The sequence below is a fragment of the Phreatobacter oligotrophus genome, assembly GCF_003046185.1.
In the GTDB taxonomy this organism is placed as follows: domain Bacteria; phylum Pseudomonadota; class Alphaproteobacteria; order Rhizobiales; family Phreatobacteraceae; genus Phreatobacter; species Phreatobacter oligotrophus.
Window position 1 is genome coordinate 1 of the sequence record NZ_PZZL01000001.1, and the last position, 14,630, is coordinate 14,630.

Sequence of the window (14,630 nt, forward strand, 5' to 3'; positions counted from 1 at the left end):
GCCCCAGAGGAACCCCTCGATCGTGTCGCGCGGCAGGGTGTGGAAGCCGATGGCCGGCGCGACCACCGACAGGATGGCGTGGGTCAGCGCCAGGGCCCAGAAGACGCGGCCGCCATGCCGCGCCAGCAGCGCTGCCAGCGAGGCCTGCAGCACCGCCGCGGCCACATGGGGCTCCGAGCGCCAGAGAACGGGAGACAGGGACAAACGGTCGAACCGGATTCGCGAAGACAGGCTGGTCGCCCGCATACGCTCTTCGGTGCTGCGTTGCAAACTGTTACCGTCAAGGCGGTCAGGATGCGGCCAGCCTGTTGCCCGATGGTCGGGGCCAGGTTGGCAGAGGCCTTTCCGGGAGATGCGGGAAGGCCTCACCGTGTCGGCGTGCAGCGCTGCCGGCGTGCCGCCAACGGGACAGACGGCGCACTTGGCTGGCGTCCATCCAGATCGCAGGAACGCGTCAGAAGGTAACGCGCAGGCGCGAGGACAAGACCGACACCAGTGGCCGCGATCGGCGTTGTAGGCCGGGTTGACGAGCAGCTGGTAGTTCAGCGTCAGCGTCGTGTTGTAGGGCAGGGCGGCGGAGTAGAAGGCCTCGAAGACACGCTCGGCGCGGTAAGTCAGCTGCCCGTCGCCAACGAGGATGCCGAGGCCGCCCGCCGCAAGGTAATCGCGATGGTCCCGCGACAGCTGGTTGATCGCGAAGCCGAGGCCGATCCGATCCTGCGGCCGGTTCCAGACGGTGCCCTTCAGCTGCAGGCCACCGGAGAAGCTGGCGTCGATGTCGGTGAAGGCGGCGATCTCGGTGCGGCCGTTGTTCCAGCTCCAGCGCGCGAAGACGCCGAGGTCCTCGGTGATCGGCTGTTCGAGATTGACCACGTAACCGTACTTCACGCGGCTGCGGCGCGTCTGCGTGATGGCGTCGGTCGGATCGAGGCCCGGATTGGAGGCGACGAGCCCCAGGGCCTCGCGATAGCTGCCCGCCAGATAATGGTTCACGAATCCCGTGAGGCGCAGCTTCGTGGTCTGGCCGAACATCTGGAAGCGGAGCTCGACCTCGCCGACATAGCCGCCGCGCCGGAAGACGGCGCGGTCGAAATGGTTGGCGTTGGGCGTCGACCCGATGAGGAAATAGCCGCTGCGCAGCGCGAAGTTCGGCTGGTTCAGCTCGGCCGCCGCACCATAGGTGAGGCCGACGAGATCGGCCGGATAGTCGAAGGCGCCACCGGCCCAGATCGACCAGTTGAGGAAGTCGGTCCGCGAGTCCTGGGCATAGGCATTGTTGTCGAACATGTCCTTCACCGAGAACTTGCCGACCTGCACCGTCACGCGGGAGATGTCGCGGCTGCCGCTCATCTGGCCCCATTCGCTCGACAGCTCCTCGCGCGGCCCGCCAAGCCCGAAGGTCTGGCGCAGATACAGCCGCGAGGTGTTGTAGCGGGGGTAGAGGAAGGACGACTTCTGAGCCTCGCCATTCGGGTAGCCGCCGGCTCCAAAGGTCCCAGCGAGGCCGAAGCCCTGGGCGAGTTCGGGGCTGTAGTGGAGCTCCGCGCCCTCCCACAGGCGGACGCCGATGAAGAGCGAACCCGTCCAGGTCTGGCGGATCTGCGATGTCGGCAGGAAGCTGTTGGGGCCCGTATAGGCCGCCGAGAAGCTCGGATAGCCCTGGTAGATGAGCGTGGTCTGCCCCTTGACCTCGACCCGCGGCAGGTCGGGCAGGGCATTGGGGATGCCCTCCGGCCCGGCGGCGCCCGGCCGGTAGGTGAGGCCGAGGCGGACATAATGGGCGCCGAGCGTCGAGCGGTAGCGCGCCCCGCCCGCAAAGGCGGCGTCGATGGCACCGAGATCGGTGTAGAGATACTCGGCTCGCGCCGCCCAGCCGCCGCCCATGGCGCGCTCGATGCCGGCGCCGGCCGCCCAGCCGAGGCGACGGCGCTCGTGCTCTTCGGCCGTGCCGGCGCCCAAGGGCGTGCGGCTGACACGGCCGATCGACCAGGCGAGGCCACCCGTGCCGAACAGGGTCCAGTCGCCGAACACATAGCCGATGCGGCCGCGCAGCGTGCCGACGGCATTCATGCGCTCGACGTAGCGGTTTGCGCCGACGGTCTGGCCATGGGCGATCGCGTCGCTGTCGAGATAGTTCGGGAAGGCCACGTCCGCTTCGACGCCGGCCACCCAGCGGCTGCCGATCATCCTGCGGTAGCCGGCGATCAGACCGCCCGTGAGATTGCCATAGGTGCCCGGGACCGCCGTGATGCCGGCATCGACGATGACCGGCCGCACGGAGCCACGGCTGTAGCCGGCAAATCCGCCGACATAGACGCCGTTCCCGTCAGCCGGTTGCGATGGCCGCTCGTCGGCACCGGCCTGCGGAATGATCGCGAGGGCCAGAACGAGGCTGAGGCCGCTGACGGGCGCGAGGTGAGGGAACAGGCGCATCGGTCAACCTGGAGAACGGATTCGCCTGCTCGTGTCACGCAAAACGGGCGTAGCCCAAGGGCCACGACGACCTATGCAGGAGACACTACGACAGAAATGCGACAGCGGCACGGACCCCTCATGTGCTGGATGCCAATCGCTGGACAACGGAGCCGCAGCTGTTAGATTGCGAACAATTCGCATTTGCAGGAAGGTCGCGCAAGCGGCTCTGGAGGTAATCGTGTCGCGTCGCTGGCCGCTCATCGCTCTCGCCCTGTGGTCCGGATGCCTGCCGGCGCTTGCCGAGACGCCGGCTCCAACCCGCCAGCGCGCGGGCGAGGTCGACACCGAGCACCTCTTCGGTCAGACGGTCGGTGCCGATACCGAGGAACCCGGCGCTTTCGTGCCCCACTTCGTGCTGCCCTCCCGGCTCGGCCGCCGGTCCGGCTCCTTCGCCATCACGAGCCCGACGCTGGAGCTCAAATACGGCGTCATGGAGAACTTCTCCGGCTCCGTGTCGCTGCGCGGCCTGACGGCCAACACGCATAACGTGCCCGGGATGGCCGACACGCGGGGCGCCTTTGCCACGGGCTTCGGCATCCAGGGCCGCTATCGCTTTCTCGACCGGGAGCGCGCGCCCTTCGGCATGACCTTGCAGCTCTCCGCCACGACCGACCAGCGCAACATGGCGACGGGCGAGCGCGGCCGGTCCGATCAGCTGGAGGGCAGGCTTGCCTTCGACATCGAGCCCATCTGGGACCGCCTGCTTTTCGCCGGCAACATCATCATGGCCAGCGGCCGGAATTACGTCTCGGGCAGCGGCGGCTTCGAGATGACGTCGAATGCGGGCTTGAGCCTGTCCGGCGCCACGCGCATCACCGACAGCCTGTGGCTCGGCGCCGAGGTCATCTATCAGCGCGCCTATGCCGGCTCGACCTTCGGCCGCTTCCAGGGCGACGCGATCCATGTCGGCCCGATCCTCTACGCCCCCATCGAGAAGGGGTGGATCAGCCTGTCATGGACGACGCAGGTTGCCGGCCGCGAGGTCGGCGGCGTCGGACCGCTCAACCTCAGGGACTTCGAGCGCCACCAGTTCCTGGCCGTGGTGGGACGGCGGTTCTGACCGTCCCCATGTCCATGTCGGCAATGGTGAGCCTTTGAGACGCTTGCGCTTGTGAAGCCGCGGAGCCTTCGGATACCGTCCCTCCAGGGAATTGGGTCCCTAAGTCGAGACGGCTGTCACCATGCCCCGCCTCTTCCTTGCCATGGCGCTCCTTTTGGCACTCGCCGGTTCACCGGCGCTGGCGGTCACCTGCCAGCCGGTTCAGCACCCTCCGAGCCCTGCCGAGCCCGACGATGCCTTCGGCTTCCTGGATGGCACGGCGCTCTCCGACCCCTGCACCGTCGACGTCCAGACCGAGATCGTCGGCCATCACGGCAAGCGGGACGGGCGCTTCACCTCGCTCAACTCGAAGGTCGAGGCGACCTGGCTCGCCGCGCCGCGCTGGATGATCTCGGTGGCCTTCTGGCATGCGTTTCACGCCATCCGCGACAACACGGTGCCGGGCTATCCGAACCACAACCGTTCCGCCTTCGACGGCGCAGCCGTGCAGGTGGCCTACCAGTTCCGCGAACGCGGGGAACATGCCTTCGACCCTGGCTTCTCCGTCGGCATCGAGACCCGCTACGCGAAGTTCTCGGAGGGAACGGCCTTTTCCGCTGATCGCTATTCCGTGGCGATCAAGGGCGCCATCGACATGGCCCTGTCGGGAGACCGGCTCTATGGCGCGTTCAATTTCAGCCTGGGGCCGGGCACGGAGCGCGTCCGTCTGACGCCGGGCTATGTCGCCGATTCAGCCCTCGAACTGAGCCTTGCCGCCACCTATCGGCTGACCCATGGCGGCAACACCTTCATTGGCGTCAACGCCCGCTATGCGGCGTCGTTCGGCAATGCCTTCTACGGTCGATGGTCGGGCCACGCGGTCCTGGCCGGTCCGACCCTCTACCACGAGTTCGGGACGGTCGGGCCGCTGCAATATGTCTTCCTGTCGGTGGCCTGGACGCCCCAGCTCTGGGGCCGTGCCGCCGGAGGCGTGACGGGCAATTACGACCTCGTCAATGCCGAGCGACAGCAGTTCCGCCTGCGCATCGGCGGAATGCTATAGGCGACAACCCCCGTAGTTCCCCGCGCATTGACCCTGCCGCTTCCCGTTGCATACGCTCTGCATACATTGCCGCCATCGCGCCGCATTGTTGGGCGTGTGGGTGGTGGGCCTTGCGGCGAAACCCTTGGTTCCATGGCGGGTTCGGTGCGGCACGCCGCTTGCACACCCGTGATTGCAAGAGTTTGACGGGCTACCGCGCATCGCTGCGGGATGGGCCCGATGGAGGGACCTATGCCGACGACGACGACAATGTCCGCCACTGCCTCGGGGAGCCGCCTGAGCCGCAGAACGTTCGGGCTCCTTGCCGGCGGCGCCGTCACCGCGGCCTTCGTGCGGACCGCCTCGGCCCAGCAGGTGCTGAAATTCGCCTATGTCTATGAGCCCGGCGAGCCCCATCACAAGGGCGCCGTGACCGCCGCCGCCGAGATCGAGCAGCGCACCGGCGGGCGCTACAAGATCCAGCTCTTCCCCTCGGGGACGCTGGGCAAGGAATCCGACCTGAACCAGGGCCTGTCGCTCGGCTCGATCGACATGACCATCAGCGCCGCGAGCTTCCAGGCGCAGGTCGCCAAGCGCATCGGTGTGGCCTATTTCCCCTTCGTCTTCCGCGACTATGACCACGTCATGCTCTACGCCAAGAGCGACGTGTACGGCTCCTTCGTCGAGGACTACCAGAGGGCGACCTCGAACCGCATCGTCGCGCTGACCTATGCCGCCGAGCGGCAGGTGACCTCCAACAAGCCGGTGTTGACGCCCGAGGACATGAAGGGCCTGAAGATCCGCGTGCCGGATTCGGCCGCCTACATGGCCTTCCCCAAGGCGCTCGGCGCCAATCCGACGCCCATTGCCCTCGGCGAGGTCTATCTCGCCCTACAGACCGGCGTGGTCGATGCCCAGGAGAACGCCTTCAACACCATCTGGTCGCGCAAGTTCCACGAGGTGCAGAAGCACATCTCGCTCACCGGCCATGTCATCGACTCGCTGAACTCCATCGTCTCGGGCCTGCTCTGGAACCGCCTGTCGGCCGCCGACAAGACCATCTTCGCCGAGGCCATGCAGAAGGGTGCGCAGCAGGCGAGCCAGGAGATCCGCGACCAGGACAAGGTGCTGATGGAAGAGGTGCGCAAGGCCAATACCTCGACCATCCACACGGTCGACAAGGAGCGCTTCCGCCAGGCGGTGCTCGCGGCCTCCAAGCCCGAGGATTTCGGCTACCAGCGCGCCGACTACGACAAGATCATCGCCCTCAAGTGATGACAACTGACGGCCGCGCCGTCAGGGAGAATGCCATGGCCTCCGATCCACCGGTCCTGAGTTCCGACGGCGAATTCGCCGTCGAGGACGAGCCCATCGACCTGTCGTCCTACAGTTTCGAGGATTATCTCGCCGCCGGCTTCTTCTGGGTGCTGGGCGCCACCGTCTTCTACCAGTTCTTCACCCGCTACGCGCTCAACTCCTCCGCCGCCTGGACGGAGGAGGTCGCGCGCTATCTCCTGGTCTGCGTCGTCTTCCTGGGCGCGGCAGGGCCCGTCCGGCGCAACAGCCACATCCACATTGACTTCTTCTACCACGTGCTGCCGAAGCCGGTGATGCGGGTCATGTCGACCCTCGTCGATCTCGTCCGCATCGCCTTCCTCGGCTACGCGACCTGGCTCACCTGGCAGCTCATCCAGCGTATCGGCCGCCAGCCCATGTCGGTGGTCGATGTGCCCGTCGGCGTCGTCTACGCCGTGGTCATGACCGGCTTCGCGCTGATGACCGTGCGCGCCGTGCTGCTGGCCGTCCTGCACTGGCGCCGCGGCTATTCCGTCCTCGAGCGCCCCGAGGAGGGGCGGATCATCTGATGACAGCCACCAGTTTCAAGCTCCTCTTCCTCGCGATGATGGGCTCGGGGATTCCCGTCGCCATCGCCATGGCCGGCTCGTCCCTGGTCTATGTGATGATGACGGGCATCGCGCCCGATTTCATCATCATCCACCGCATGTTCGCGGGCATCGATTCCTTCCCGCTCCTGGCCGTCCCGTTCTTCATCCTCGCCGGCAACCTAATGAACTCCGCCGGCATCACCAACCGCATCTACAACTTCGCGCTTGCCCTTGTCGGCTGGCTGAAGGGCGGCCTCGGCCACGTCAACGTCGTGGGATCGGTGGTGTTCTCAGGCATGTCCGGCACGGCGGTCGCCGACGCGGCGGGCCTCGGCACGATCGAGATCAAGGCGATGAAGGAGCACGGCTACGACGTCGAGTTCGCCGTCGGCGTGACCGCGGCCTCGGCGACGCTTGGCCCGATCATTCCGCCCTCGCTGCCCTTCGTCATCTACGGGATGATGGCAAGCGTCTCCATCGGCCAGCTCTTCCTCGCCGGCATCGTCCCCGGCGTGGTCATGGCGGCACTGATGATGCTGACCGTGTCCTACTACGCCCATCGCAACGGCTGGGGCGCCGACATCGTCTTCCAGTGGCGCAAGGTCGGCGGCGCCCTGCTCGAACTTGCGGTCATCATCGTCTTTCCCCTGGCGCTCTGGGCGCTGATCTCGGCCGGCGCCCCGGCCCGTCCGACGATCATCGGCGGCTTCGTGCTGCTGCTGGTCCTCGAGCGAGTGCTGAAGCTTCAGGCCGTGCTCGCCCTGATGACGCCGGTCCTGCTCATCGGCGGCATGACCTCCGGCCTCTTCACGGCGACGGAAGGGGCCATCGCCGCCTGCGTCTGGGCGCTGTTCCTCGGCCTCGTCTGGTATCGCACCCTGACCTGGAAGATGTTCCTGAAAGCCTCGCTGGAGACGGTCGAGACCACCTCCACGGTGCTCTTCATCGTCGCGGCTGCCTCGGTCTTCGGCTGGATGCTCACCGTCTCGCGCACCACCGAGATGATCGCTGAATGGGTGCTCGCCTTCACCCAGGACAAGCACATGTTCCTGCTGCTGGCGAACCTCCTGATGCTCTTCGTCGGCTGTTTCCTCGAGCCGACGGCCGCCATCACCATCCTGACGCCGATCCTCATGCCGATCGTCCTCAAGCTCGGCATCGATCCCGTGCATTTCGGCCTGATCATGGTGCTGAACCTGATGATCGGCCTCCTTCACCCGCCCATGGGGCTGGTGCTCTTCGTGCTGGCAAGGGTGGCGAACCTGTCCTTCGAACGCACCACCATGGCGATCCTGCCCTGGCTGGTGCCGCTTCTGCTCAGCCTCGTCCTGGTCACCTACGTGCCGGCGATCAGCCTCTGGCTGCCGACGCTGCTGAAGTGAGCCTTCAGTAGCCGCGGCTGCGGTCGACGAGGCCCGGCAGGGGCTCGCCGCGCCTGTGGCGGGCGATGGTGTCGAGGACGAAGCGCACCGCCGTTTCGGGGTGGGTCATGCTGGCGACATGGGGGGTGAGGATCACCTTGTCGTGCCGCCAGAGCGGATGGCCCGCCGGCAGCGGTTCGGGATCGGCGACGTCCAGCATGGCGGCGGCGAGCTTGCCGCTGTCGAGGGCGGCGATCAGCGCTTCCTGCACGAGGTGGCCGCCGCGCCCGACATTGACCAGCATCGCGCCATCGGGAAGCTGCGCGAAGAGCCGGGCATTGAGGATGCCGCGGGTCTCGTCGATCAGCGGCAGCAGGCAGACCAGGATGTCGGTGCGGGCGAGGAAGGCGGGCAGGGCCTCGACGCCGGCGAAGACCTCAATCCCCGGGATGGCGCGGGGCGAGCGGTTCCAGCCCGCCAGCGGAAAGCCGAAGGCCTTGAGCCGCTCGAGCGCGGCCTGGCCCAACTGGCCGAGCCCCATGACGCCGACCCGCCGCCGCGCCGCCGTGGTGATCTGGAACTCCTTCCACACCTCCTGCCGCTGCTGGGCGAAGAAGAGCGGCAGGTCGCGGTGCAGCGCCAGCACGGCGAGGCAGACATATTCCACCATGCTCTCGGCGATGTTCGGCTCGAGCATCCGCACCAGCGGGACGTGGGCGGGGATCTTAGTGAGGTCGAACTGGTCGACGCCGGCGCCAACCGAGAAGACCAGTTCGAGGTTCGGGAAGGTCCCGGCAATGTCCTCCGGCGGCACCCAGGTGGCGAGCCAGCGCACATCCTTCGGGTCGCCATCCCCCGGCCAGAGCGAGAAGGGGATATCCGGGGCGAGAGCCGCGAAGTGGCGGCCCCATTCGGCGCCGCGAACGGGGTTGGCCTTGTAGAGGAAGCTCATCGTGGCGCCTGTCAGAACAGGCCGACGGGAGCGAGCGGCCGGCCGTCGACGAGGCGCTGGTGCGAATAGGCGGCCGGGTCGATGAGCGGCGTGTCGCCTGTGACGATGTCGGCGGCGAGCCGGCCGGCGCCGGGGCCAATGCCGAAGCCGTGGCCGGAGAAGCCGGTGGCGAGAAAGAAGCCGGGCAGAGTGTCGACCGCCGAGATGACCGGGATCGTGTCCGGCGTCGTGTCGATCGTGCCGCCCCAGGCCTCGGCAATGCCGATGCCTTCGAGGTTCGGATTGGCCTTGATCAGCGCGGCGAGAGCCTCTTCGACCAGGGTCATGTCGGGCGCGGGATCGCGCACCCGCTCGGCCTCGAAGGGCGAAGGCTGGTCGAGCCGCCAGCTGGTGCCGCGCAGGAGCTGGTCGAGGAAGGGCTTGCCGAAGGAGATCTTCAGGCCCTTTCGCCGCTGCCGGTAGGTCGGCAGGAAGGTGCGGGCATAGCGGATGAGGTCGGGCGTGAGCTCCACCGTGCCGCGGCCGCGCAGCGCCAGGGTCAGGCCGCCATCGAGCCGGCGGCGGACGCAGAAGAAATCGGTGCCGAGCGCGCCATCGGTGATCTCCGGCGCCGGCGTCGTGCGGCAGGCGGTGGCGTTGACGAGGCCGATCGGCAGGTCGATGCCGTGGCGGCGGCAGAACAGCGACGACCAGGCCCCGCCGGCGAGCAGCACCGAGGAGGCGCGGATCGTGCCCTTCTCCGTCACGACGCCCGAGACGCGGCCGGCCGAGGTCTCGAGCCCGCGCGCGGCGCAGTCCTGGTGGATCGTCACGCCATGCTTGCGCGCCGCCTTGGCGAGCACCGGCACCGCCATGGAAGGCTCGGCACGGCCGTCGCTCGGCGTCACGAGGCCGCCGACCCAGGTGTCGGTGTTATGCGGCAGCCGCTCCTGCACCTCGGACGGGGTCAGCACGGTCGAGTGGACCTGCATCTCGCGGGCGATCTCCGCCCACTTCTCCCAGGCGGCGAGTTCGGCCGGGTTCTTGGTGAGGAAGAGCACGCCGGTGCGGCGGAAGCCGGCATCCTCGCCCGCATCCGCCTGCATTTCCTCCCACAGGCGCAGGCTCTCGCGCGCGAGCGGGATCTCGGCGCGGGCGCGGCCCTGCTGGCGGCACCAGCCCCAGTTGCGGCTCGACTGCTCGCAGCCGACATGGCCCTTCTCGACGAGGGCCACCGACAGGCCCTTGCGGGCGAGCTGATAGGCCGAGGAGACGCCGATGACGCCGCCGCCGATGACGACCACGTCGGCGCTCTCGGGCAGGCGGGCATCGCTCTCGATGCGGGTGAGGGGCGGGGACATCGGCGGCTCCGGATGCGTTCAGTGAATGTCGAGGCGCGGGTCGAGCGCGTCGCGCAAGCCATCGCCGAGGAAGTTGAAGCTGGTCACCGCCAGCGTGATGGCGATGCCCGGCACGATGGCGAGCCAGGGCGCGCTCGTCATGTAGATCTGCGCGTTGTTGAGCATGTTTCCCCAGCTCGCGGCGGGCGGCTGGATGCCATAGCCGAGATAGCTCACATAGGATTCGAGCAGGATCGCCTTGGCGACATTGAGCGTCGCCGCCACGACGATCGCCGCCATGGCGTTGGGCAGCAGCTCCTTGAACATGATGCGCAGGTCCGAGGCGCCGAAGGCCACCGCCGCCGCCGCGAAGTCGCGCTCACGCAGGGCGCGCATCTGCGCCTCGACGATGCGGGCGACGCTCATCCAGGCGGTGGCCGAGATGAGGATGGTGGTCGCGACGATGCCCGGCTCGATCAGCGCGGCGAGCGCCAGGAGCAGGAAGATCGCCGGGAAGCAGAGGACCGCATCGACGAAGCGCATCAGCGCCGCGCCCAGCACGCCGCCATAGAAACCGGCGAAGGTGCCGATGACGATGCCAACCCCCATGGCGATGAGCATGGCGACGATGCCGATGGCGAGCGACACCCGCCCGCCCATCATCAGGCGCGCCAGCACGTCGCGGCCGAGCTCGTCCGTGCCAAGCACATGCGCGCCCGTCAGCGGCGGGGCGAAGCGGTGCATGATGTCGATGAACTTGTCGTCGAAGGGCAGGAGAAAGGGCCCGATCGTCGAGCCGAGGATCAGCACCAGGATCACCACCGCGCCGGCCATGGCGAGGCGATGGCGGCGGAAGCGGCGCCAGGCGGCCTGGGCCGGGGTGACGTGCTCGACGGGCAGGACGGCGACGGTCATGGTTCAGCCCACCCGGATGCGCGGATCGACGACCGCGTAGAGGATGTCGGCGATGAGCGAGCCGATGAGCACCATGGTGGCGGAGAACATCAGGATGCCCATCACAACGGGGTAGTCGCGGTAGCCGATGGAATCGAGGAAGAGCCGGCCCATGCCCGGCCAGGTGAAGACCGTCTCCGTCACCAGCGCGCCGCCGAGGAGCGTCGGGAATTGCAGGCCCGCGACGGTGATCATGGGCAGCAGCGCGTTGCGCAGCGCGTGCTGCGACAGGATCCGCCATTCCGGTAGGCCCTTGGCGCGGGCCGTGCGGATATAGTCCTGGTTGATGACGTCCAGCATGGAGGAGCGCATGAAACGCCCCCACATCGCCGTCTCCACCAGCGCCAGGACCAGGGCGGGCGCGATGAGGTGATGGATCATGTCGAGGAGCGATCCTTCTTCCCCGACCGTGTGGCGGTTGCCCGAGGGCAGCCAGCCCAGCTGCACCGAGAAGAGGTAGATGGCGATCAGCCCGAACCAGAAGGTCGGGATGGACAGCGCCACCATGGCGCCGACCGTCGCCAGCTGGTCGAAGATCGAGTAGCGGCGGATCGCGCCGAGAATGCCCACCCAGCAGCCCAGCAGGATGGCGATGACGGTGGCGGTGGCCATGAGCTCGAAGGTCGCGCCGAGATGGGCGCCGATGATCTTCAGCACCGGCTCGCCGTCACGGTACGACACGCCCCAGTCGCCGCGCAGCATGCGCCACAGCCAGTCGGCGTACTGGACCGGCAGGGGCCGATCCAGGCCGAGCTGACGGGTGATGCGGTCGAGGTCCTCCTGCGTCATCTGCGATGACAGGGCGAACTGCGACAGCGGCCCGCCCGGCGCCAGATGCAGGATGGCGAAGCCGAGCATGGAGACGATGGCGAGCAGCAGCACCGCCTGTCCCAGCCGGTTGACGAGGAACCGCGCCATGTCAGACCGACCCGCCGGCGCGCGTCGTCACGCCCAGTACCATTCGCGGATGTTCCAGGTGTTGGTGGAGGCGTTGCCGTTCGGCCGGAAGCCGCGCAGGTTCGCCTTGAGGCCCTCGGCGATGACGCCCTGGTAGAGCGGCAGGATGGCGAGGTCGTTGCGGATCAGCGTCTGCAGCGCGCCATAGGTCTGCTTGCGCTCGGCGAGGTCGAACTGCGTGGCGCCGAGGGCAAGCAGCCTGTCTGCCTCGGGGTTCTGGTACTGATAGGTGTTGAAGCCGCGGCCGCCCTTGGCGGGGATCGCGCCAGAGCCGAAGCGCGGCGTCACGTCGGGATCGGCGCCCAGCATGAAGTTCACCGAGACCAGCGCGGAATTGTACTTCGACTGCTGCCAGAACTCGCCCCACATGACGGCCGGCGGCATGTTCTGGATACGCATCGCCGCGCCGATGGCGCGCCAGTCCTGCATGAGGAGCTGCTGCGTCTGCTCGCGCACGGCGTTGCCGGAGGTGGTCGAGTTGGTGAATTCCAGCTTCACGCCGCCCTTGGCGCGCACGCCATCCGAGCCGCGCGCCCAGCCGGCGGCATCCAGCAGCGCATTGGCCTTGGCCGGGTCGAAGACATGGGCGGGCAGGCCCTTCTGGAAGGCCCAGCCGTCCTGCGGCACGAAGGTCTCGGTCGGCGTCGGCAGGCCGTAGTTCAGGGCGTCGATGATCGCCTTCTTGTTCACGGCCATGTAGAGCGCCTCGCGCACCGCCTTGTCGGCGAGCGGGCCGAAATCGAGGTTCGGTGCGATGTGCTCGACCGAGGAAGTCGAGGAGACAACGACGGTGCGGTCGCGCAGCGTCTTCGCCTCGCGCACGAAGTTCGGCAGGATGCCCTGGATGCCGGTGTAGTCGACCTGGCCGGTGCGGAACTGGGTGTAGAGCACCGTCAGGTCCGGGATGTACTTGAAGATCAGCCGCTCCACGTAGGGGCCCTTGCCGTGATAGGCGGTGTTGGCGGCGAGCTGGATGTTGTCGCCCGGCTGGCGCGACACCCAGCGGAAGGGGCCGGTGCCGATCGGCGCGGTGTTCATGACCGAGGCATTGATGTCCTGTGCCTTCTCCATCACGTGCTTCGGCACGAGATAGGTGAGCGCGAGGATCGACAGGTAGGGCGAATAGGGGCTCTCCATCCGCCAGTGGATCTCGTCCGCCGCCACCACCTTGATGTCCTTGACGAGGCTGTGGCCGACGCGGTTGCGCACTCGGAAATTCGGGTTGTTGATGAGCTCCAGCGAGTACTTCACGTCCTCGGCGGTGAAGGGCGTGCCGTCATGCCACTTCACGTCGCTGCGCAGCTTGATCTTCCAGGTGAGGCCATCGGCCGACAGGCCGCCATTGGCGACCGTCGGCACCTCGCGGGCGAGGTCGGGGACGAAATTGCCGTCGGGATCGATGATCCATAGCGTCGAGAAGACCTGCCACCACACCGCCTGGTCGACCTCGATGCCGGGCATGAGCGGGTTGAAGGCCGTCGGCTCCTGCGACAGGGCGGCAACGATCTGGCCGCGCGGCCGTTCCGGGGGACCCGCGGGACGGGCGCCCTGCGCGAGGAGCGCGGAAGGGGCGGCGAGGCCGGCTGCGGCCCCGGCGCCCAGCACCATCAGCACGCGGCGGCTCGGTCCGGTGGCGAGGGTCGGCACTGCTTTGACGCGGTTCGTCTCGTCGCTCATCATCGACCCCTTGAGGTGACGCGCGGCATGGCTCTCCCGTTCGCCGGAAGAGCTCCGGCGCCCGGCGGATCCCCGTCCGCGGCGTTCAATGCGCTTGAATAATCGTCGGCAAACTTCAACACTGCTAAACAGGGCTGTCAATGCCGCGGGGCGCTGCCCACGCCTGCCGTAGCAGAAGATCACCCCTGCATTTCAGCGTGGCAGGATGCAGGTCCTGCCGTCGGTACGAGCGGGAGAAGGACGTCGCATGAGCGGTCGCAGCAGCGCAGGGCGGGCAGGGGCCGCGCCGGGGCCCGAGGCCTTGGGCGAGCCCCCCGTTGCCATCGCCGATGACGGCGACCAGCGCCTTGGCGAGACCATCCGCCTCATGCGCCAGCGTGCCGGTCTCTCCATCCAGGAGGTGGCGAAGCGCACCGGCCTGTCCTCCGGCATGATCAGCCAGGTGGAACGGGCGCTGGCGACGCCGTCGGTCCGCACGCTCCGCCTCCTCAGCATCGCGCTCGGCGTGCCGATTTCCTATTTCTTCGAGGAGCACGAGCCTGTCTCGCCCGCCCGCTACATCGTCCGCAAGAACGACCGCCGCCTGCTTCGGCTCACCGCCAGCGGCGTGGTCAAGGAGGCGCTGACGCCTGCCGAGAAGGGCGAGATCGAGTTCTACGAGCTAACGCTGAACCCCGGCGGCTCCTCCGGCAGCGACTTCGTCCGCCACACCGGCGAGAAGGCTGGCTATGTGCTGGCCGGCAAGCTGCGCCTTTGGCTCGACCACGAGGCCCATGTGCTGGAACCGGGCGACAGCTTCCGCTTTCCCTCGACCGTCCCCCACATGTTCGACAACCCGACCCAGCAGGTGGCGCGGGTGATCTGGGTCACGACGCTCGGCCCGCGCTGAGCCGCGCGGCGCCTCTGCCCTTTCGCTGCGGCGCGGCATGGCGTATGGCCCCGGGCGACAGCAACTGACCCGGCAGCCT

General features: G+C 67.8%; 12 protein-coding genes. 6 read left to right on the forward strand and 6 right to left on the reverse strand.

Annotated elements, in window-relative coordinates:
- Window positions 1-2,433, reverse strand: a 2,433-nt coding sequence (locus tag C8P69_RS00005; RefSeq protein WP_245901802.1) for a carbohydrate porin, incomplete at its 3' end; no start/stop codon positions are given.
- A 220-nt stretch (window positions 2,434-2,653) separates the two neighbouring features.
- Between C8P69_RS00005 and C8P69_RS00010 the strand changes: the two genes are divergently transcribed.
- The 5 genes from C8P69_RS00010 (at window position 2,654) to C8P69_RS00030 (ending at window position 7,824) form a co-directional block, all read left to right on the forward strand.
- Window positions 2,654-3,535, forward strand: a complete 882-nt coding sequence (locus tag C8P69_RS00010; RefSeq protein WP_108173820.1) for a hypothetical protein — start codon at window positions 2,654-2,656, stop codon at window positions 3,533-3,535.
- A gap of 121 nt (window positions 3,536-3,656) precedes the next feature.
- Window positions 3,657-4,577: a hypothetical protein gene (locus C8P69_RS00015; RefSeq protein WP_108173821.1), complete on the forward strand. Its 921-nt coding sequence runs from the start codon at window positions 3,657-3,659 to the stop codon at window positions 4,575-4,577.
- Window positions 4,578-4,826: 249 nt separating this feature from the next.
- Window positions 4,827-5,831: a sialic acid TRAP transporter substrate-binding protein SiaP gene (locus C8P69_RS00020; RefSeq protein WP_108174535.1), complete on the forward strand. Its 1,005-nt coding sequence runs from the start codon at window positions 4,827-4,829 to the stop codon at window positions 5,829-5,831.
- 35 nt (window positions 5,832-5,866) lie between these two features.
- Window positions 5,867-6,421 carry a TRAP transporter small permease gene (locus C8P69_RS00025; protein ID WP_108173822.1) on the forward strand — a complete coding sequence of 185 codons (555 nt, stop codon included), beginning with the start codon at window positions 5,867-5,869 and terminating at the stop codon, window positions 6,419-6,421.
- Window positions 6,421-7,824, forward strand: a complete 1,404-nt coding sequence (locus C8P69_RS00030; RefSeq protein WP_245901804.1) for a TRAP transporter large permease — start codon at window positions 6,421-6,423, stop codon at window positions 7,822-7,824. Before C8P69_RS00025 ends, C8P69_RS00030 begins: the two co-directional genes overlap by 1 nt.
- A gap of 4 nt (window positions 7,825-7,828) precedes the next feature.
- Here C8P69_RS00030 and C8P69_RS00035 read toward each other — a convergent pair whose 3' ends face one another.
- Genes C8P69_RS00035 through C8P69_RS00055 form a run of 5 tightly spaced genes read right to left on the reverse strand, consistent with a single transcriptional unit; the run spans window position 7,829 to window position 13,662 of the window.
- On the reverse strand, window positions 7,829-8,755 hold the full coding sequence (locus C8P69_RS00035; protein ID WP_108173823.1) for a 2-hydroxyacid dehydrogenase: 927 nt from the start codon (window positions 8,753-8,755) through the stop codon (window positions 7,829-7,831).
- Window positions 8,756-8,766: 11 nt separating this feature from the next.
- Entirely contained in the window at window positions 8,767-10,095 is a 1,329-nt protein-coding gene (locus tag C8P69_RS00040; RefSeq protein ID WP_108173824.1) for an NAD(P)/FAD-dependent oxidoreductase, read from the reverse strand.
- 18 nt (window positions 10,096-10,113) lie between these two features.
- Window positions 10,114-10,989 carry an ABC transporter permease gene (locus tag C8P69_RS00045; protein WP_108173825.1) on the reverse strand — a complete coding sequence of 292 codons (876 nt, stop codon included), beginning with the start codon at window positions 10,987-10,989 and terminating at the stop codon, window positions 10,114-10,116.
- 3 nt (window positions 10,990-10,992) lie between these two features.
- The gene (locus C8P69_RS00050; RefSeq protein WP_108173826.1) at window positions 10,993-11,946 is read right to left on the reverse strand and encodes an ABC transporter permease; all 954 of its coding nucleotides are present in this window, start codon (window positions 11,944-11,946) and stop codon (window positions 10,993-10,995) included.
- A gap of 27 nt (window positions 11,947-11,973) precedes the next feature.
- Entirely contained in the window at window positions 11,974-13,662 is a 1,689-nt protein-coding gene (locus C8P69_RS00055) for a peptide ABC transporter substrate-binding protein (RefSeq protein ID WP_108174537.1), read from the reverse strand.
- Window positions 13,663-13,909: 247 nt separating this feature from the next.
- Here C8P69_RS00055 and C8P69_RS00060 point away from each other — a divergent pair, with 247 nt between their 5' ends.
- Window positions 13,910-14,551: a cupin domain-containing protein gene (locus tag C8P69_RS00060; protein WP_108173827.1), complete on the forward strand. Its 642-nt coding sequence runs from the start codon at window positions 13,910-13,912 to the stop codon at window positions 14,549-14,551.
- Window positions 14,552-14,630 lie beyond the last annotated feature (79 nt).

Coding starts and splice junctions, on each gene's coding strand:
- C8P69_RS00015 (WP_108173821.1), top strand. CDS start 3,657: ATGCCCCGCCTCTTCCTTGCCATGGCGCTCCTTTTGGCACTCGCCGGT.
- C8P69_RS00020 (WP_108174535.1), top strand. CDS start 4,827: ATGTCCGCCACTGCCTCGGGGAGCCGCCTGAGCCGCAGAACGTTCGGG.
- C8P69_RS00025 (WP_108173822.1), top strand. CDS start 5,867: ATGGCCTCCGATCCACCGGTCCTGAGTTCCGACGGCGAATTCGCCGTC.
- C8P69_RS00030 (WP_245901804.1), top strand. CDS start 6,421: ATGACAGCCACCAGTTTCAAGCTCCTCTTCCTCGCGATGATGGGCTCG.
- C8P69_RS00035 (WP_108173823.1), bottom strand. CDS start 8,755: ATGAGCTTCCTCTACAAGGCCAACCCCGTTCGCGGCGCCGAATGGGGC.
- C8P69_RS00040 (WP_108173824.1), bottom strand. CDS start 10,095: ATGTCCCCGCCCCTCACCCGCATCGAGAGCGATGCCCGCCTGCCCGAG.
- C8P69_RS00045 (WP_108173825.1), bottom strand. CDS start 10,989: ATGACCGTCGCCGTCCTGCCCGTCGAGCACGTCACCCCGGCCCAGGCC.
- C8P69_RS00050 (WP_108173826.1), bottom strand. CDS start 11,946: ATGGCGCGGTTCCTCGTCAACCGGCTGGGACAGGCGGTGCTGCTGCTC.
- C8P69_RS00055 (WP_108174537.1), bottom strand. CDS start 13,662: ATGAGCGACGAGACGAACCGCGTCAAAGCAGTGCCGACCCTCGCCACC.
- C8P69_RS00060 (WP_108173827.1), top strand. CDS start 13,910: ATGAGCGGTCGCAGCAGCGCAGGGCGGGCAGGGGCCGCGCCGGGGCCC.